Below are 18,725 nucleotides of genomic sequence, written 5' to 3'. Positions count from 1 at the left end.
TCCATCTTGCCAGCTTCGCTCGGAAAGCGCTTGCCCACACGTAACTTAGCGGCTGGTTAGCCCGTGATCACCCGAACAGGAGCCCCGTTGAGCCACCCCTTGACGTCCTCGAAAGCCCCGCCATAGAACTGTCGGTAACTCTCATGGGTCACGTAGCCGATATGCGGTGAGAGCACTGTCCGCGAAGAGTGGAGCAGTGCGTGCCCGGACGGAAGGGGTTCCTCGTCGAACACGTCCAGCGCGGCGCCGCGGATCCACCCCTCCTCCAGTGCCTGGATCAGCGCAGCCTCATCCACCAGCGGTCCCCGCGCGGTGTTGACCAACACGCCTTCGGGGCCGAGAAGACGCAACTCCTTGGAACCTACAATCCCCTCAGTCCGCTCGGACAGCCGGAGGTGCAGCGTTACGACGTCGGACTCACGGAACAACTCCTCTTTGCTGACCTTCCGTGCACCGGCGGCCTCGGCAGCGTCCGCAGTGAGGTTCTGGCTCCACGCGAGAACGTCCATCCCAAAAGCCTTCGCGTAGCCCGCGATCCGCTTGCCGATCTTGCCCAGTCCAACGATTCCCAGCGTCTTGCCTTCGAGTTCAAACCCGACGCCGGTCTGCCAGTCGCCTGCACGCAGGGAGTTCTCCTCCACGGTCAGATTCCGGGCAAAGGCCATGAGCAAAGCCCAGGTCAGTTCGGGCGCCGCGGCAGGTGAGCCACCTGTCCCACACACCACGATGCCCCGCTCTGCCGCTGCTTCCAGATCAATGGCTGCGTTCGCCATGCCGGTGGTCACCAACAGTTTCAGGTTGGGCAGGGACTCAAGGACATTCTGGGGGAAACGAGTGCGTTCGCGCATCGCCACAATGATGTCGAACGGCGCCAGGGCGGCCACGGCCTGCTCTTCCGACACGAAAGGTGCGCTGAAAACGCTCACCTTCACGCCGTCGTCGAGCAGTGAGTCCCACGGGGCGTAATCGCCGGAGACCTGCTGGTAATCGTCCAGGATGGCTAAACGGAATCGGGTCACGCTACTCATCCTTGCGCGGCGGCTGGTGGTACTCAACCCCATCTCGCGTTAGGTTTTTGAGTGTGACCCAAAATGTGACCTCCACCATGCCCAAGCCCGAGCACCCGCGCCCGCAACTGGTTCGCAGGAAGTGGATGAACCTCAACGGCACCTGGGAGTTTGAGATCGACGCCGGTGACTCCGGTTTGGAACGCGGACTCACCACCCGTGAGCTCAACAGCGAGATCCTGGTTCCGTTCGCACCGGAATCTGCACTTTCCGGGATTAAACACGTGGACTTCATGGAAGCCGTTTGGTACCGGCGAACCGTGACGATCCCGCAGGAGTGGGCCGGACAGAACGTCCTGCTGCACTTTGGCGCCGTGGACCATGACGCCACCGTATGGGTGAACGGGGTTGAAGTTGCCCGGCACCGCGGCGGTTTCACGCCCTTCACCGCAGATCTTGGGGGTATCACGGAACCCGGCACGGACGCAGTGATTGTGGTGCGGGCCAGGGATTCACGGCACGAAATGCAAGCCCGCGGCAAGCAAGCCACCTGGTACAACAACACCCACTGCCAGTACACGCGAACCACCGGCATTTGGCAGACGGTATGGATGGAAGCTGTCCCCGAAGTGCACATCAAACGCCTCCGAATGACCCCCAATCTTGCAGACTCCAGCATCACGGTGGAGGCGCCCGTCAGCCAGAACCGAGGCGGGCATACCGTGACGGCCGTCCTCAGCGACAAGGACGAGGTACGTGTTGAGGCGACTGCCCGGGCTGATCTGGACCTCACACCATCCCTCCGCCTGACCATCCCCGCCGAGTCTTTGCGCCCCTGGTCCATCGAGGATCCGTTCCTTTATGACCTCGAAGTGAGCGTCCGGGACTCCTCCGGCAATGTTGTAGACCAGGTCAGCAGCTACGCGGCCGTCCGCTCAATTGCCTTGGACGGAAAGGTGGTCCGCCTCAATGGCAAGCCCGTTTTCCAGCGGCTGGTCCTGGACCAGGGCTATTGGCCGGATTCCCTCATGACGTCCCCGGACGAGGCAGCGCTGATCAAGGACATCGAACTTTCCATGGCCGCAGGATTCAACGGTGCCCGCCTGCACCAAAAGGTCTTCGAGGAGCGTTTCCTCTACCACGCCGACCGGCTCGGATACCTGGTGTGGGGCGAATTCGGCGACTGGGGCGTTTCCGGCGGCGGCACCGTAGGTCACAACCAGCAGCCCACGGCGAGCTTCGTGGCGCAATGGCTGGAGGTCTTGAAAAGGGACTACAACCACCCCTCCATCATCGGCTGGTGCCCGCTGAATGAAACGCACCAGGTTCTCCACGATCGGCTGACAGTTCTTGACGACGTCACAGAGGCCATGTTCCAGGCCACCAAACTGGCTGATCCAACACGTCCGGTCATCGACGCCTCCGGTTATGCGCACCGGATTCGCGATACGGACATCTACGATTCCCACTCCTACGAGCAGGACCCGGACCGCTTCCGCATCGAACAGCAGGGTCTGGCTGCGGGGAAACCATATATCAACCGCAAGGGCGACGGCGAGGAATATTCAGTGCCGTACGCCGGCCAGCCCTACTTCGTCTCCGAGTTCGGTGGAATCTGGTGGAACGAGGTGGAGGCCCGCGAGGCTGTGGAGGGAAGCGACGTTGCCACATCGTGGGGCTACGGCCAGCGGGTCGGTTCAGAGGAGGAGTTCTACGCCCGGTTCGACGGTCTGTGCTCAGTCCTGCTGGAGAACCCGGACATGTTCGGGTACTGCTACACCCAACTGACGGACGTCTTCCAGGAGAAAAACGGCATCTTCAACTTCGACCGCAGCAACAAGTTCGACCTGGAGAGAATCCGCGCGAGCCAAATCCGGCCTGCAGCGATCGAAACCCGAGGGAAGTGACAGAGCGTCCCCACCCAGCCCGAGGGAAGTGACAGAGCGCCCCCACCCCGGACGCTCCTTCAAACCCACTGGCCCCTGCGCACCAGGATTTCCTTGAGGAGGTCGAGCCGGTCGGACACGATGCCGTCAACGCCCAGGTCCAGCAGACGCTCCATCTCCAAAGGATCGTTGACGGTCCACACATGCACCTGCTTGCCAAGTCGGTGCGCGCGACGGATGAATCCCGCCGTCACCACCGGCAACCGCCCATAGCGGACAGGAACCTGGAAGACGTCGACGCCGGAGAGCAGCTTGCGTGCCAAAGGGGCCGGCAGCACGGGCCCAAGAAGAACGAAAAGGGCTGTCAGGGAGCTGCCTGCCGAGGACGCCACTCGGCGGGAAAGCTTGGAAAGGACTGCGCGGCGCCGCTTATCCGAGAAGCTGGTGACCAAAACCCGGTCATGGACGCCATGCTTCTCAATCGCGGCAGCCATTGTGTCCACAGAATTCCAGTCCTTGACGTCCAGGTTTAGCCGGGCGCCTGGCAACGAAGTGACCAGCTCGTCAAAGGTGGGCACCGGCTCCACCCCGCCAATTCGGGCAGCAGCGACCTGGGCGGCCGTCAGCTCGGACACTTTCCCCACGGAATCCGTCACCCTGTCCAAGGACGCGTCATGGAAAACCAGCAGCACGCCGTCCAACGTCGTGTGGACGTCCGTCTCGAGGTGCACCGTACCCAGAGCCACCGCTGCCCTGAACGCTGCCATGGAATTCTCCAGGCCGTCCAAGGAGAATCCCCGGTGGGCGAAGGCCAGAGGGCCTACTGAACCGTCCTGGCGGAGGAAATAGGGCAGCGTCACACCCGTAGCGTAGCCCATCGCCTAGGTGCGGCTAAGACTCCTGCGGGAGTGCCGCCGTCGTCCTTTGCGGAACGATCGCCACGCCGTCACTGACGTGCACCAGCGTCCGGCCGCGACCGTCGTCGAGCTCCACCCATACCGCGGTGGCATCGCCGGTGACGGCGTCCACCACCCCGGACGATTCGTAGCCCGGCGTCAGAGTGACGCTCACCCGGTCGCCCTGGCGCAGCGAACGCCAGTGATGGTCCGGTTCAATCCGCCGCAAAGGCGCAGTATTGACGTTGTTGATCCGACGCTTGGCCATGATTCCCCCTACACATTCAACGAGACGATTTCACCGTGCGAACGGGTCCTTGGCTGGAAGCCTACGGAGCCAAGTTGAACGCTGGTTGTATGGAAGCTGGGAACTGGGTGACACCGCGGGACTGGCAAACTGGGGGCATGACTGTGTTGATTGCCGGATGCGGCGACCTTGGAACCGAAGCCGGACTCCGCTTCGCCGCTGCGGGCCATGACGTGGTGGGCTTGCGCAGGTCCCCCGAGAAGTTGCCTGCCGAAATCCGCGGTGTGTACGCGGATCTCTCCACTGAGCTGCCGGAAATGCCGTCGGACGTGGACATTGTGGTGGTGGCCATCGCTGCCGACGCGTCCACCGAAGAGGCCTACCGCGCTGCCTACCTGGATGGCGTCAGGAACGTCCTGGACGCGTTGGAACGGCAGTCCATTCAACCGCGGCGCGTCTTGTTCGTCTCCTCCACGGCTGTGTACAAAGACTCCGGCGGGGCTGTGGTGGACGAGTCCACCCCCACTGAGCCCACGCGATTCAGCGGCAAAGTCCTGGTGGAGGCAGAGGAGCTGCTGTTCGCCCGGACGCGTGGAACCACCACCCAGCCCATTTCGCTGCGGCTCGGCGGCATTTACGGGCCGGGTCGCACCCGACTGATCGATCAAGTCCGTAGCGGCAACGCCGTCATTCCGGCCCTGCCCCGGCACACCAACCGCGTCCACAGGGACGACGCCGCGGCGATGATTGTCCACCTCACCACCATGGACCAGGACCCGGACCCCGTGTACGTCGGTGTTGATGACCAAGCGGCCGAGATGGGCGACGTACTGCGGTTCCTCGCCACAGAACTTGGGTGCCCGGAACCCACGACGGCGGCACCCGGCGACGCGTCTGACGCCGGCCCCGGCGACAAACGCTGCAGCAACGCACGGCTTCGGGCGACGGGCTTCGAACTCACCTTCCCCACGCACAAAGAGGGCTACCGCGCGCTGTTGGCCGGCGAGGGCGTGCGGCACCCGTGAGCTCGGAGGGCCCTGCCCCTTCGCGGGCACACGGGTGGGGCCGGATCTACTTCGCTGTCCAAGCTGTGGCTGGGCTCGCGTGGTGGGTTGGAGTTTTCCTGTCACCGGCCATACGCGAAGCCACTCTTGGCCGCCTGGATCCCGTCTCCGTAGCCGCCTTCGACATTCCCTTGTTCGTCATCGCCTCGGGTGTCGCGGCCTTCGGCGTCAGGGCAGCAGCAGTGGTGGCCACTGGTTGGACTGGACTCGTTGCAGTTGCCTTGGCTGTCTACGCAACAATCACTACCGAGGCGGGGTGGGGCGTCCTGATCATGTTCGCCGCCGCCGCATGCTCAGTGGTTGCACTTTTCTTTGTGGTGCAGGGACGAGTGCCCACGGAGTTGATCGTGCGGGGACCGTTCGCGTTCCGGCCGGCGCCTACCCGTCGCGGCACTGCGGCCAACGTGGGGTCAACCATGGGTCAGTTGATTCTCTTCTGGGGTTTCTTCCTGGTGGTACTTCCTTCAGTTATTTGGTGGTTAGAGCAGCGGTGGGGCGTCTCCCTGCTGTTCCCCTCGGCGGCCGCACCCGTCGGCTTCGTGGTGCTGTTATTGGCCAGTTCCCTAGGTATCGCTTCCGCGGTGACTATGTCCTCAATCGGAGGTGGCACTCCACTGCCTTCTGCCATGCCCAACCGCCTGGTCATCGCCGGCCCATATAGGTGGGTTAGGAATCCCATGGCCGTGGCAGGAATTTCCCAAGGCGCTGCTGTGGGCCTGGTGCTGGGTTCGTGGCTGGTGGTCGCCTATGCCGTTGCAGGCTCGCTGCTGTGGAATTACGCCGTCCGGCCACACGAAGAAGCTGATCTGGAACGCCGGTTTGGAGCCGAGTTCCAGCAATACCGTGGCTCAGTGCGCTGCTGGATTCCGCACTGGTGAAAGGACCTCCCTCGAAGCAACGGGAGGCCCTTCCACCCTCAGTTCCTTTTCGACGAGTCCAACAGCCCATTGAGGAATCCGTAGTCCACGACTTCCGCTACCGCCGTGTAGGTGCCCGTCGTGTTTAACTCTTCGGCTGCCCGCTGAGCGACGGCGTAGGCGGCTTGGGCGATGCTGGACCCGAGGCTGACACGGGAGACGCCAAGCCTCCCGAGCTCGCCAACGCTCAGCGATCCCGCACCCACCATGACGTTAACGGGAACAGATATCCCGGCGGCCAGTGCGGCAACAGTTTCCGCGTCCGCTGCTCCAGGCACAAAGATGCCGTCGGCCCCTGCTTCCACGTACTTCTGTGCCCTTGCGAGTACTTCGGCAACCTGCTGCTCCAGTGTTCCGACGCCCGCCAGAAATACGTCGGTTCGGGCGTTGATGAACAATTCCCGGCCCGCCTCGTGGGCTGCTTTGCGCGCAGCGGAAAGCCTCTCTGCGAATTCCGCCGGGTCCCGGGAACCATCTTCCATGTTGATCCCCACGGCACCGGCCTCAAGAATATCGGCGACCGTCCTCGCGATTCCTTCCAGCGTTTCCGAATAACCACCCTCGATGTCCGCCGTGACGGGCACGTTGACTGCGTCCACGATGCTGGCGATAACTGCCACAGCACGCTCCCTGTCCAGCCGGTCGCCGTCGGGCATACCTAATGACCAGGCAACTCCGGCGCTGGTGGTCGCTATAGCTGGCGCTCCCGCTGCCTCCGTGATGACGGCGCTGGCGACGTCCCAGGCGTTGCTGAGTGCCAAGGGCTTTTGGCTGGTGTGGAGGGATCTGAAGTGGGCTGCGGTTTTATTCTGTTCCGGATTCATGAGTCCATTCCACCAGCCATCACAGTGGATGTCCGGCGGAAATCGGACATCACCAGGGCACGAACAAACTAGACCCGCTGCTCCGTCAGCTTTGCCTCGAGAATCTGGGCCACGCCGTCGTCGTCGAAGTGCGGTGCCTGCTGTCCGGCGGCGAGGATGGCCTCCGGGTGTCCGCTGGCCATGGCGTAACCGTGACCGGCCCAGCGGAGCATCTCGATGTCATTTGGCATGTCTCCGAACGCCACTACATCAGCAGCTTCGATCCCCAGGGACCCGGCGTACTTGGCGAGCGTGACGGCCTTGTTGATGCCGGGCACTGACATCTCCAGCATCGCGGTTCGAGGTGCCGAGTGGGTGGTGCTCACCAGGTGGGCGACGGCAGGCTGAACTTCGGCGAGGAATTCGTCCGGCGTACCTTTGCGGGTGATCGCCAGGAACTTCACGACGGCGTCATCCGCCGTGAGCGTCTCAGCCAGGGGTTTTGGGGTGAATTCGGCGAGAAGCTCGCTGGTTTCGTTCTCGATGAAGCCCGGCTCAAGCTGGAAACCCGTGAGGGTCTCAACGGCGAAGAGGGCGTCGGGCCGGAGTGACTTGATGATGCGGCGTGCCTCGAACACAGATTCCGCGTCCAGGGCAGTCGAGGATAGTGCTTTCTCGGTTTCGAGATCCCACACCACGGCGCCGTTGGAACAAATCACGATCCCGCTGTGTCCCAACTGCTCTTGCAGCGGGTACAACCAGCGCGGCGGGCGACCCGTGACGAAGACGAGTTCCACCCCTGCGTCGCGGCACGCCTGGAATGCCTTGATGGTCCGGTCACTGATTTTGCCGTCGTGACCGAGGATGGTGCCGTCAATATCGCTTGCTACGAGCCGCATCATGCCAGTCTACGTGGGCACAACCGTCCACAAGGTCGCGCGGTTCAGGGAGCCCGGCTTAGGGTGAAGTCATGAGTGAGAAGACCAGCGAAGTCGACGAACACAGCACCCGCGGGGCGTACGTCACCGGCAGTGAGTTCACCCGGGACACGAACTACATCGAGGACCGCATAACGCGCGGGGGCACTCCTGGGCCGGACGGCGAGTCCGGCTGGCCCGTGGAGCCGGGACGCTACCGGTTGATCGCCGCCCGGGCCTGTCCGTGGGCCAACCGCACCGTGATCGTCCGCAGGCTCTTGGGACTTGAGGACGTCATCAGCCTTGGCCAGCCCGGCCCCACGCACGACGCCCGGTCCTGGACCTTCGATCTGGATCCGGACGGCAAGGACCCGGTACTCGGCATCGAGCGCTTGCAGGAGGCATTCTTCCGACGCTTCCCGGACTACCCCCGCGGCATCACAGTTCCGGCTTTGGTGGACGTCCCCAGCGGCCAAGTGGTGACCAATAACTTCCCCCAGATCACGTTGGACTTCTCCACGGAATGGACGGAGTTCCATCGTCCGGGTGCGCCGCAGCTGTATCCGGAGCACCTGCGCGAAGAAATCGACACCGTCAACAAGAGAGTCTTCACCGAGGTTAACAACGGCGTTTACAGGTGCGGCTTCGCCGGGTCCCAGGAAGCCTACGATGCGGCGTACACCCGTCTGTGGAACGCCTTGGACTGGCTCGAGGAACGGCTGACCGGCCAGCGGTACCTCGTGGGCGATTCCATCACCGAGGCAGACGTCCGGCTCTTCACCACCTTGGCGCGCTTCGATGCCGTCTATCACGGTCATTTCAAGTGCAACCGCAACAAACTCAGCGAAATGCCGGCGCTATGGGGCTACGCCCGGGACCTGTTCCAGACGCCTGGGTTTGGAGACACCATCGACTTTGTGCAGATCAAACAGCACTACTACATCGTCCACGAGGACATTAATCCCACGCAGATCGTTCCTGCTGGACCGGATCTATCCGGTTGGCTCAGTCCCCACGGACGGGAATCCCTGGGAGGAAGTCCGTTCGGGGAAGGCACCCCGCCGGGACCAGTGAAGGCCGGCGAGGAAGTGGCCGCCGGTCACGGGGCCAGCTAGACCCCTACGCTTTCGGCCCGTGGTTACGCCACTCCGTGGTTGAGCTCAGCCCGCGTGGGCGGATTCGCGCCTGCCCGCGACACCGTCACGGCGGCCGCACGTGTTGCGTGATCCATGATGGCTGCCAAGGTCTCAGCCGGCATGGCCCTTAAGGCGTCACGATTCTGCGCTCCATCCAGCCCATGGTCAACAATGGCGGACAACAACCCCGCCATGAACGAATCCCCCGCGCCCACAGTGTCCACCACGTTCACAGCTGGTGCGGGAATCTGGGTCTCACCTGCCCTGGTGATGCCCCACGGACCTCGAGAACCACGTGTCACCACAACCAGGGCCGGACCTCCGGCGCCTCCCAACGTCAGCCAGCGGCGCGCGGATTCCGTTGGATCGATGCCGGGGTACAGCCACTCAAGGTCCTCGTCGGAGGCCTTGACGACGTCGGACAGCGCCACGAAGCGTTCGGCTTGCGTCCGCGCGTAATCAACGTCCGTAATGATGCTCGGACGGCAGTTGGGATCGAAGCTGATGGTGCTGCCCGGGTGGGCATGTTCGACGGCGGCAAGCACCTCTGCGGCGCCGGGCTCCAGTGCGGTGGCTATGGAACCTGTGTGCAGCAAGGTGGCGCCCTGCAGCATCAGCGGCAACCTTGCGGCGAGTCCGGGCAATTCCCAGGCGAGGTCAAAGACGTAGGTGGCGGCGCCGTCGTCGTCGATTGTGGCAGTGGCCACGCTGGTGGGCTTCTCGTCCGGCGGAAGCGGCACCATTACGGAGCTTGAGCGGAGGTGTGCCGCCACGGAGTCACCGTAGGCGTCCCGGCCATAGCGCCCGATGAACTGCACCGGGTGGTCAAGGCGCGCCAGACCGACGGCAACGTTGAGCGGACTGCCGCCAACGTGCGCCTCGATTCCGGACGAGCGTTGGACCACATCAACAAGAGCTTCACCAATGACTGTCAGCATGGGACAACTCTGCCAGAGGCAAGCCCCCGCGACGTACAGTTTACGAGAGCAGTCGCTGGACCAGTTCGCGGCACTTCTTATAAGCGACCGCTTTGGGGTCGATCAGGTCGAAGTGGTCCCCGGGAACGCGGAGCAACTGGGCGGCGCTTCCGGCCGCCGTGGCTGCAGCAACGTAGGCCTCGGACTGGCTGGCGGGAACATCCTCGTCGTCCGTGGCGTGGACGGCATATACGGGAACGTCAAGCGGCAGCGAGCTCATGGGATCCGCGTACTTATGCCGCTTGGGGAATCTATGGGAATCCCCGCCCATAAGGTTGCAGACGGCGCCGTTGCTGAGGTTCAGCTTCTCGGCCGCGGCGAGGTTCAGGAGGCCGGACTGGCTGACGACGCCGGTCAGGTGCACGGCGTTGTCCTCCGGGCTGCGCTGGAGTTGGCGGTCGGCGTCGGGCGTTCCGATGTCCGAGAGCCGTTGCCGTCCAGCAGCCCAGACCGCCAAATGGCCGCCGGCCGAGTGGCCCAAGGCGACTACTTTGCCGAGCTGGAGATTGTGATCACCGGCGATGGTGGACAGGTGGTCGATGCCGGCCAGGATGTCCTCGAAAGTGTGGGGCCAACCACCGCCGTTGCCGGCCCGCCGATACTCGAGGTTCCAGGCGGTGATGCCGTGCGCTGCGAGGTCCCGCGCAAGAGGCTCGCCAAGCTCCGCGCCGTACTGGGACCGCCAGTAACCGCCATGGATCACAACGGCGATTCCACCGGCCAGCGCAGACGCGCCGCGATGGTTTCCGTTGGACGGTTCAGGTATGAAGAGTTCGCCCCATTGGCTGGGGTGTTCGCCGTAGCTGTACTTGTGCCGCAACATTGCGCCCTCCTTTGTACTGAGCCTATCGTGACGATTCACTAGTTTGGCTAGAGGCACCCCGACGGCGAGTGGCTCGGTTCAGTGTCGGACCCGCCCCGTATGCTGGGGGCATGGCAAGCAATTGGGACAGCCTGGACCAGGCCCAGCGCGACGCAGTGGATGCGAATGTGGCGCTCTATGAGCGTGTTCGCCCTGCCCTGAAGCGGGTTACGCGGGACGTTCTGCTCACTTTGCGGGACATGCTGAACGACGCTGAGGTCACTCCGTTGTTTGTCACCGGACGGACCAAAACAGTGGAGTCCTTCCGGGAAAAGATTTCCCGCACCGATGATCCCCTGGAGCCGGGCGGCCCCCGGTTGCTGAAGTTTCCGGACCCCTTCCGCACGTTGAATGACATGGTGGGCATCCGTGTCATCACCAAGCTTCCGGCCGAGAACGCCGCCGTGGCCAACATCATCAAGCGGCAGCGGCAGCTCTTCGATTGCCGCGGAGACCGTGAGAAGGACATCGGCTCCATCGAGTCGGGAACCTACGGATACTCCAGCCGGCACCTCATTCTGCGAACCATCCAGAATGAGGCCGTCAAGGAATACCAGCAGGTCTTCAACCCGGACATGCCTGCCAACGGCAGCTATTTCTTCGAATGCCAGATCCGCACCGTTTTTGCCCACGCTTGGAGCGAGATCGAGCACGACATCCGGTTCAAGGCCGAAGACCCGCGCGCCTGGACACCCCATTTTGATCGCCAATTCACTGCAACAGCTGCCATGTTGGAAACAGTGGAGAGCGCCTTCGCCGATCTTCACGAGCGGTACGAGGAAGTTCGCGGCTACTGGGACCTTGAGGGCGATGGCGGCATGCCCCTGACGCCCAACCGGGTCCGTGACGTCTGGCGTACGCTGCTCCCGCACGTTGACCGTAAAGTTGATGACGACTGGGGATGGGCTGCCGAGCTGCTCGCCGCCCACGGCCTCACCAAGACCGTGGAGCTTGCCGGACTGCTCAGCGCCAACCGGATCACCGAGGTCCGCAAGGCCCTGGACCACCGCTACTCCCCCGGCCCCGACCGCCTCCTGGATGACCTCCTGTTGTGGCAGTACGGAACCGAACACATCGATCTCACCGCTGAGGCGCCCGACGTCGTTCCGCACCCGCGGCGCGACAGCCTCCTGCGGCGCCTTAAGCAGATTGAGCGCTACCGCCAGACTGCGCTCTAGGACAACTGCACTGTAAGGACCCATGACTCCCGAGCAACTCATGTCACTGCGGGCGACCTTCCGCTCACCCCGCCGCCTGCTGACGGAATCCCTCGCGGGGCTCGTGGTGGCGCTGGCTTTGATCCCCGAGGCCATCGCGTTCTCGGTGATTGCGGGGGTTGATCCGCGGATCGGGCTGTTCGCGTCCTTCACCATGGGCGTAGTGACGGCTTTGGTGGGTGGCCGGCCTGCCATGATTTCCGCAGCCACCGGAGCTGTGGCGTTGGTGATCGCCCCGGTGATGAAGGAGCACGGACTCGACTACCTGATCGCGACGATCATCCTGGCAGGTGTTTTCCAGATCATCCTGGCGGTGCTGGGCGTCACCAAACTCATGCGTTTCATCCCACGGTCCGTGATGATCGGCTTCGTGAACGCACTGGCCATCTTGGTGTTCATGTCACAGATGCCCGAGCTCTTCAATGTGCCGTGGATGGTCTACCCGATTGTCATTGTTGGTCTGGTCATCGTGTTCGGGCTGCCCCGCCTGACCACAGCGATTCCGGCTCCTCTGGTGGCCATTGTTGCCATCACGTTGGCGACCGTGGTGGGTGGCATCGACGTTCCCACCGTCAGCGATAAGGGTGAACTCCCGGACAGCTTGCCCGGCTTCTTCCTGCCCAACGTTCCCCTGAACCTGGAAACGTTCCAGATCATTGCACCCTTCGCACTGTCCATGGCATTGGTGGGCCTGTTGGAATCCCTGATGACTGCCAAGCTGGTGGACGACATCACGGACACCCGTTCCAACAAGACCCGCGTCTCCTGGGGTCAAGGTGCGGCGAACATCGTCACCGGGTTCCTTGGTGGTCTGGGTGGTTGCGCCGTCATTGGGCAGACCATGATCAACGTCAAGGGCTCCGGCGCCCGGAGCCGGCTCTCGACGTTCCTGGCCGGCGTGTTCCTGCTGGTGCTGGTAGTGGTCCTCGGCGACGTCGTGGGCATGATCCCCATGGCAGCGCTGGTTGCCGTGATGATTTTCGTTTCGCTGATCACCTTCGACTGGCACTCGATCCAACCCTCTACGCTGAAGCGACTGCCCAAGTCGGAGACCGCCGTCATGCTGATTACTGTTGCCGCTGTAGTGGCGACGCACAACCTCGCGGTGGGTGTCGGCGTCGGCGTCTTGACTGCAATGGTGCTGTTCGCGCGGCGGGTGGCCCACTTCGCTACGGTGGAGCGGACGGAACTCGAGCTCAACGGCGGGAACGTGGCCACCTACACCGTGGACGGCGAACTGTTCTTTGCATCGTCCAATGATCTGTACACGCAGTTCGACTACGCAAAAGATGCCTCAGAAGGAATAGATCGCGTGATCATCGATCTGCACGGCTCCCACATTTGGGACGCGTCGACTGTTGCCGTGTTGGATTCCGTGACCGAGAAGTACCGGAATCACGGGCGCGAGGTGGAGTTTATCGGGCTCAACGAGGCCAGCATCCGTATGCGCGAGCGGCTGGCCGGGAAGCTCAACTCCTGATCCGCCCCTCCCAACTAGGTAACAGCACACGTCCTAATAAGGGCTCAGTGGTGCGTTTACTGTCACTTAGTTGGGTGCGAAACAGCGGTTGTCTGACATATTCCCCCGCGTGGATGTAACGAAGTCGTTCGGGTCTGGCGCCGAGTGTGAGCATGGATGAATGCTTGAGGCAACCAATACCCCGTCGAAAACCGAAGAACCCGCTGCGCCCGCCAACGCCGCCCTTGCCGCTGAAGCCAAGATTGCGCGCATTGCTGTCACCGTGTTCCCACTCCTGGTGGTTGTAGCGGGGGTCCTCGGCTTCCTGATTCCGGATCTGTTCAAACCGATGGGCGTCGCGGTTCCCTACCTGCTGGGCGTCATCATGTTCTGCATGGGACTCACGCTCACCCCGCCGGACTTTGCCTCGGTGGCACGGCGCCCATGGGCCGTCGCCCTTGGCATTGTGGCGCACTACGTGATCATGCCCGGCGCTGGGTGGCTCATCGCCGTCCTCCTGCAGTTGCCGCCGGAACTGGCCGTCGGCCTGATCCTGGTGGGTTGCGCACCTTCGGGCACCGCCTCGAATGTCATGGCGTTCCTGGCCAAGGGCGATGTTGCCCTGTCCGTGGCCGTCGCCTCGGTTTCCACGCTGATCGCGCCCATCGTGACCCCTGCCCTGACACTCTTCCTGGCCGGCTCTTTCCTGCACATCGAAGCCGGCGCCATGGTGATGGACATCGTGAAGACAGTGCTGCTGCCGGTGATCGCAGGCCTGTTGGCCCGTCTCTTCCTCTCGAAGCTCGTCGCAAAGGTTCTTCCCGCACTGCCGTGGGCGTCCGCCGTCGTGATTTCGCTGATCGTAGCTATCGTCGTAGCGGGAAGCGCCAGCAAGATCGTCGCGGCAGGCGCGATCGTTTTCCTGGCCGTCGTTCTCCACAACGGTTTCGGTCTGGGCCTGGGTTACTTGGCGGGCAAGCTCGGCCGGCTGGACGACAAGGCACGCCGCGCCCTCGCGTTTGAGGTTGGCATGCAGAACTCCGGTCTGGCCGCCACTCTGGCCACAGCGCACTTCAGCCCCCTGGCCGCACTACCGTCGGCCGTGTTCTCGGTGTGGCACAACATCTCGGGCGCAATTGTGGCTGCCTGGCTGGCGCGCCGTCCGCTGAAGGACTAGCTCCTAGCGCTGGGTGGTGCCTCGGCGGTGTACCTTCCATGGCGAGGCAACCCGGATTCCTTCTGCCGGTGTGGTTCCCGCCAAGCGATCAAGCAGCATCCTGACCACCTGCTCAAAAATAGGGTCCGGCCCAACAGTGGTCAGGGCCGGGTCATACTCCTGGCCCTCAGTGGAGTTTCCTACGCCAACAATCTGGATGTCCTCAGGGACCTGCAGGCCGAGGCGGTACGCGGCACGGATGGCTTGCAACGCTTCCATGTCGTCCGTGCAGAAGATGGCCGTGGGCCGATCCGGCAGCTGGAGCAACTCCAACGCCGACTGGTACGCGGTGGCAGGGTGGTGCTGCGACGTCCTGACCAAGGACTCATCCAGGGGTATGCCTGCCTTCTCCAACCCGGCAGCATAGGCGGCAAAGCGGCTCTTGGGCCGGCCGGCCGGGTCTGCCCTGCGGATGCACGCGATTCTGCGGTGGGAATTGGTGAGGAACTCCATGCACTCCGCGAGCCCTTCATCGGACTCGGGAGCCAAAACATCAAACCCCGCGGGCTTCATGGTTCCGGAGATCACCACTTGGGCGACGCCGCGGCGCGCCAGCTCGGTGACGGTTTCGTCGTCTGTCTTGGCCTCGGGGAAGTAGCCGATGATGACGCCATCGGCGCCCCCGGACATCATGAACTTGCGCCAATCGTCGCCCAGCAGGATCACCGGCTGGTACCCGTGCTCCGGGAGGATCCGGGCCGCCGCCGTGGCGAGGGCTCGATCCCACGGCCAATCGAGGTTTCCGATAGCCACGGCCACCACGTCCGTCTTGCCCCGACGCATGCCCCGGGCCGCCTGGTTGGGCACGTAACCGAGCTCCTTGACCGCGGCCAACACCCGGTCCTGCGTGGGCTGGCTGATCCGGGTGGTCCCGCCGTGACGGCCGGAAAGCACGTAGGACACAGTGGTCAGCGATACGTCAGCCGCCTTCGCAACGTCCCGGATGGTGGGCTTGGATCCCTGGCTCACGTGCAGCTCCTGGTAGACAGCGGGTTTCCTTGAACTCTATCGGCAAGGGTTGGACACCCCTTGACCCGGCTCTTTGTGAACGCTCACAATTTGTGGGAGTCCGATAACGCCAGATGGGAAGATCATTCAATGAAGAACTGGGCAGGAAACCTCGAATACTCCGCCGCGGAAGTCCACCGCCCCGCCTCGGTGGCCGAACTGCAGGAGCTCGTGGCAAACGCAACCAAGATCAAGGCCCTCGGCTCCAGGCACTCCTTCAACACAGTGGCCGACACGGACGGGACCCACATCCTCCTCGACGCCCTCCCTCAGGAGATTTTGTTGGACGCCGCGAAGAGCACGGTCAAGGTCAGCGGCGGCATCAGCTACGGCGCCCTGGGACGCGCGCTCGAGGAGCAGGGCTACGCCATCCACAATCTTGCCTCGCTCCCCCACATCTCAGTCGCCGGCGCCATCCAAACCGGAACGCACGGCAGTGGGGTCAACAACCCCTCGCTGGCTGCCGCCGTCGTGGGTGTTGACCTGGTGCGCGCCTCCGGCGAGCTGGTGACACTGACAGCGGACGACGACGAATTCCCCGCCAGTGTGGTGGGCGTGGGAGCCCTTGGCATCGTCACGGGACTTGAGCTGGCAGTCCGTCCGAGCTACGAGGTCCGGCAGCGTGTGCTCACCGGGTTGTCGTGGGAAGGTGCCTTGGCGAACTTCCACACCATCGCATCCAGCGCCTACAGCGTCAGCTTCTTCACCAATTACACCGGAGACACCATCCCGCAGGTCTGGCTCAAAGCACTCGACTCCGAGGCTCCCCTGACGGACCTCTTTGGAGCAACAGCAGCGACGGCGGCCATGCACCCCCTGCCGGACATGTCGGCCGAAAACTGCACCGGGCAGCTGGATGTCGCTGGAAAATGGCTGGACCGCTTGCCGCACTTCCGCCACGAATTCACACCCAGCAACGGTGAGGAGCTGCAGAGCGAGTTCCTTTTGCCGCTGGACCAGGCGCCTGCCGCCTTGCAGGCAGTCCGCGCGCTTGCAGGCAAGCTGTCGCCGCTCTTGTTCATCTCGGAAATCCGCACCATCGCTGCTGACGAGTTCTGGCTCAGCCCGTTCTATCAGCAGCAAAGTGTGGCGCTGCACTTCACATGGAAGCCCCTCCAGTCCGACGTGGAAGCAGTACTCCCGGAGCTTGAGGAAGCTTTGCGTCCGTTCGGGGCACGCCCGCACTGGGGCAAACTCTTCACGCCCGGGCAGTACGACTTCGCCGCGCTCTACCCGCGGTTCGAAGACTTCCGCGCCCTGGTTCAGGCGAACGACCCCACAGGCAAGTTCCGCAACAGCTTGCTGGACAGCGTGCTGGGCATTTCAGCGGCGGCACACGCCTAGCGGAGCTAGTGGATGTGGGCCAGCACGGCGCCGGCGGTGACCACTCCGCCCGGTGCGGACAGGACTTCGGAGAGCGTACCTGTCCGGTGGGCGGGAACTTGGGTTTCCATCTTCATGGCTTCAAGGACCACCAAGGGGTCACCCGCGGCGACTTCTTCACCGGGTTCCACCAGCCACTTCACTACTGTGCCGGCCATGCTGGAGACGAGCGCTGATTCGGCTGGGGAGTGGCTGCCTGAGACAGAACCCGGCAAACCCTTCACGTCTGACGCCGCAGGAAGGCCTTGCCCTGATCGGGCCCAGCCGTCCAGCAGGTCAGCCGGAAGTCCCACGGCGAGGCGTTTTCCGTCCACATCGATGGTGATGGTTCTGCGCTCACCTCCCGGGGCCATCACGTTGTACTCGGGATCCACCGGGATCTGGTCCGCGAAGTCGGTTTCAATCCATCGGGTGTGGACCCGCATTCCGGCAATGGACGTGAAGTCTTCGGATTCCATAACCGCGCGGTGGAACGGCAGAACGGTGGGGAGGCCGGTGATGTTGATTTCGGCAAGGGCCCGGCGCGCGCGGCGGAGTGCCTGCTGACGATCAGCTCCGCTCACGATCAACTTGGCCAGCAGGGAGTCGAACTGGGGCGCCACGAAGGAACCGGACCGAACACCGGTATCCAATCGGATGCCGGGTCCCGTCGGTGCTTCGAACAATGCAACAGTGCCCGGCGAGGGAAGGAAGCCGCGCCCGACATCCTCTGCGTTGATGCGGAACTCGAAGGAGTGTCCACGGGCAGCGGGGTCCTCCGTGATGCTCAGCGGCAGACCGGCAGCAATGCGGAATTGCTCCTGGACAAGGTCAATCCCCGCGGTTTCCTCCGTGATGGGGTGCTCGACCTGAAGGCGGGTGTTGACCTCCAGGAAAGCCACGGCCCCGTCAGCTGAGACCAGGAATTCCACTGTCCCGGCACCGTAGTAGCCTGCTTCGCGGACAATGGCCTTGGAGCCCTCGTAGATTTGCTTCCGCTGTTCGTCGCTCAAGAAGGGCGCCGGAGCTTCTTCCACGAGCTTTTGGTGGCGTCGCTGCAGGGAGCAGTCGCGGGTTCCCACCACCACCACGTTGCCGTGGATGTCTGCGATGATCTGCGCCTCCACATGCCGGGGCCGGTCGAGGTACTGCTCCACGAAGCACTCGCCGCGACCGAACGCAGCCACTGCTTCACGCACTGCGGAGTCGAAGGCTTCTTCTACTTCGGCGAGCTCACGAACCACTTTCAGGCCACGGCCACCGCCGCCGAAGGCCGCCTTGATCGCAAGGGGGAGTCCGTGTTGCTCGGCGAAAGCGCGGGCCTCTGCCGCAGACGATACCGGGCCATCGCTGCCGGCCACCAAAGGTGCGCCGGCGCGGACGGCGATATCGCGCGCCGTGATCTTGTTGCCCAGCTGGCGAATCGACTCCGGCGAGGGGCCGATCCACTTAAGTCCGGCGTCGAGCACTGCTTGTGCAAAGTCCGCGTTCTCGGACAGGAAACCGTAGCCGGGATGGACGGCATCAGCGCCGGACTCCTCGGCAACAGTGAGGAGTTTCCCAATGTTCAGATAGGTATCGGCCGGCGAGTTGCCGCCCAGGCTGTAGGCTTCGTCGGCAGCGCCAACGTGCATGGCATCGGCGTCGATGTCTGCATAGACGGCGACTGACTGGATGCCGGCGTCGTCGCAGGCTCGGGCGACGCGGACTGCGATTTCGCCGCGGTTCGCGATCAGGACCTTGCGCATCAC

At 63.4% G+C, this 18,725-nt stretch carries 17 protein-coding genes; 8 read left to right on the top strand and 9 right to left on the bottom strand.

Going from position 1 to position 18,725, the window contains the following annotated elements; all coding sequences use genetic code 11:
• Nucleotides 1–56: 56 nt before the first annotated feature.
• A complete protein-coding gene (locus CGK93_RS00420) occupies nucleotides 57–1,028 on the bottom strand; it encodes a D-2-hydroxyacid dehydrogenase family protein (RefSeq protein ID WP_089593119.1) in 972 nt (323 codons plus the stop codon).
• Nucleotides 1,029–1,093: 65 nt separating this feature from the next.
• On the opposite strand from CGK93_RS00420, the gene CGK93_RS00415 reads away from it, so the two are divergent.
• A complete protein-coding gene (locus CGK93_RS00415; protein WP_089593118.1) occupies nucleotides 1,094–2,914 on the top strand; it encodes a glycoside hydrolase family 2 protein in 1,821 nt (606 codons plus the stop codon).
• Nucleotides 2,915–2,973: 59 nt separating this feature from the next.
• Here the strand turns inward: CGK93_RS00415 and CGK93_RS00410 are convergent, their stop codons facing one another.
• On the bottom strand, nucleotides 2,974–3,771 hold the full coding sequence (locus CGK93_RS00410) for a glycerophosphodiester phosphodiesterase (RefSeq protein ID WP_089593117.1): 798 nt from the start codon (nucleotides 3,769–3,771) through the stop codon (nucleotides 2,974–2,976).
• A 13-nt stretch (nucleotides 3,772–3,784) separates the two neighbouring features.
• A complete protein-coding gene (locus CGK93_RS00405) occupies nucleotides 3,785–4,057 on the bottom strand; it encodes a hypothetical protein (RefSeq protein ID WP_089593116.1) in 273 nt (90 codons plus the stop codon).
• Between the two features lie 137 nt (nucleotides 4,058–4,194).
• On the opposite strand from CGK93_RS00405, the gene CGK93_RS00400 reads away from it, so the two are divergent.
• Together CGK93_RS00400 and CGK93_RS00395 are read left to right on the top strand one after the other, a co-directional pair.
• Complete coding sequence (locus CGK93_RS00400; protein ID WP_232481489.1) at nucleotides 4,195–5,061, top strand: SDR family oxidoreductase; 867 nt, start codon at nucleotides 4,195–4,197, stop codon at nucleotides 5,059–5,061.
• Nucleotides 5,058–5,978: a methyltransferase family protein gene (locus tag CGK93_RS00395; protein WP_089593114.1), complete on the top strand. Its 921-nt coding sequence runs from the start codon at nucleotides 5,058–5,060 to the stop codon at nucleotides 5,976–5,978. The genes CGK93_RS00400 and CGK93_RS00395 overlap by 4 nt, the downstream gene beginning before the upstream one ends.
• A gap of 38 nt (nucleotides 5,979–6,016) precedes the next feature.
• On the opposite strand, the gene CGK93_RS00390 is transcribed toward CGK93_RS00395, so the two are convergent.
• Both CGK93_RS00390 and CGK93_RS00385 read right to left on the bottom strand, forming a co-directional pair.
• The gene (locus CGK93_RS00390) at nucleotides 6,017–6,841 is read right to left on the bottom strand and encodes an isocitrate lyase/PEP mutase family protein (protein WP_089593113.1); all 825 of its coding nucleotides are present in this window, start codon (nucleotides 6,839–6,841) and stop codon (nucleotides 6,017–6,019) included.
• Between the two features lie 68 nt (nucleotides 6,842–6,909).
• Nucleotides 6,910–7,719: an HAD family hydrolase gene (locus CGK93_RS00385; protein WP_198318308.1), complete on the bottom strand. Its 810-nt coding sequence runs from the start codon at nucleotides 7,717–7,719 to the stop codon at nucleotides 6,910–6,912.
• A gap of 71 nt (nucleotides 7,720–7,790) precedes the next feature.
• Between CGK93_RS00385 and CGK93_RS00380 the strand changes: the two genes are divergently transcribed.
• Entirely contained in the window at nucleotides 7,791–8,852 is a 1,062-nt protein-coding gene (locus CGK93_RS00380; protein ID WP_089593111.1) for a glutathione S-transferase family protein, read from the top strand.
• A gap of 23 nt (nucleotides 8,853–8,875) precedes the next feature.
• Here CGK93_RS00380 and CGK93_RS00375 read toward each other — a convergent pair whose 3' ends face one another.
• Nucleotides 8,876–9,811: a carbohydrate kinase family protein gene (locus tag CGK93_RS00375; RefSeq protein ID WP_089593110.1), complete on the bottom strand. Its 936-nt coding sequence runs from the start codon at nucleotides 9,809–9,811 to the stop codon at nucleotides 8,876–8,878.
• A gap of 40 nt (nucleotides 9,812–9,851) precedes the next feature.
• Complete coding sequence (locus CGK93_RS00370) at nucleotides 9,852–10,673, bottom strand: alpha/beta hydrolase fold domain-containing protein (protein WP_089593109.1); 822 nt, start codon at nucleotides 10,671–10,673, stop codon at nucleotides 9,852–9,854.
• 110 nt (nucleotides 10,674–10,783) lie between these two features.
• On the opposite strand from CGK93_RS00370, the gene CGK93_RS00365 reads away from it, so the two are divergent.
• The 3 genes from CGK93_RS00365 (at nucleotide 10,784) to CGK93_RS00355 (ending at nucleotide 14,565) form a co-directional block, all read left to right on the top strand.
• On the top strand, nucleotides 10,784–11,890 hold the full coding sequence (locus CGK93_RS00365) for a GTP pyrophosphokinase (RefSeq protein WP_089593108.1): 1,107 nt from the start codon (nucleotides 10,784–10,786) through the stop codon (nucleotides 11,888–11,890).
• Between the two features lie 22 nt (nucleotides 11,891–11,912).
• Nucleotides 11,913–13,409: a SulP family inorganic anion transporter gene (locus CGK93_RS00360; RefSeq protein WP_089593107.1), complete on the top strand. Its 1,497-nt coding sequence runs from the start codon at nucleotides 11,913–11,915 to the stop codon at nucleotides 13,407–13,409.
• Nucleotides 13,410–13,569: 160 nt separating this feature from the next.
• Nucleotides 13,570–14,565: a bile acid:sodium symporter family protein gene (locus CGK93_RS00355; RefSeq protein WP_089593106.1), complete on the top strand. Its 996-nt coding sequence runs from the start codon at nucleotides 13,570–13,572 to the stop codon at nucleotides 14,563–14,565.
• Nucleotides 14,566–14,568: 3 nt separating this feature from the next.
• On the opposite strand, the gene CGK93_RS00350 is transcribed toward CGK93_RS00355, so the two are convergent.
• Nucleotides 14,569–15,573: a LacI family DNA-binding transcriptional regulator gene (locus CGK93_RS00350; protein ID WP_089593105.1), complete on the bottom strand. Its 1,005-nt coding sequence runs from the start codon at nucleotides 15,571–15,573 to the stop codon at nucleotides 14,569–14,571.
• 129 nt (nucleotides 15,574–15,702) lie between these two features.
• Here CGK93_RS00350 and CGK93_RS00345 point away from each other — a divergent pair, with 129 nt between their 5' ends.
• Nucleotides 15,703–16,956, top strand: a complete 1,254-nt coding sequence (locus CGK93_RS00345; RefSeq protein ID WP_089593104.1) for a D-arabinono-1,4-lactone oxidase — start codon at nucleotides 15,703–15,705, stop codon at nucleotides 16,954–16,956.
• Between the two features lie 5 nt (nucleotides 16,957–16,961).
• Here the strand turns inward: CGK93_RS00345 and CGK93_RS00340 are convergent, their stop codons facing one another.
• Complete coding sequence (locus CGK93_RS00340; RefSeq protein WP_089593103.1) at nucleotides 16,962–18,722, bottom strand: acetyl/propionyl/methylcrotonyl-CoA carboxylase subunit alpha; 1,761 nt, start codon at nucleotides 18,720–18,722, stop codon at nucleotides 16,962–16,964.
• Nucleotides 18,723–18,725: the final 3 nt, after the last annotated feature.

This window comes from Arthrobacter sp. YN (assembly GCF_002224285.1).
GTDB lineage: Bacteria > Actinomycetota > Actinomycetes > Actinomycetales > Micrococcaceae > Arthrobacter.
Note: the sequence above shows the minus strand (reverse complement) of the source record. Positions and strands in the feature narration are given on the sequence as shown.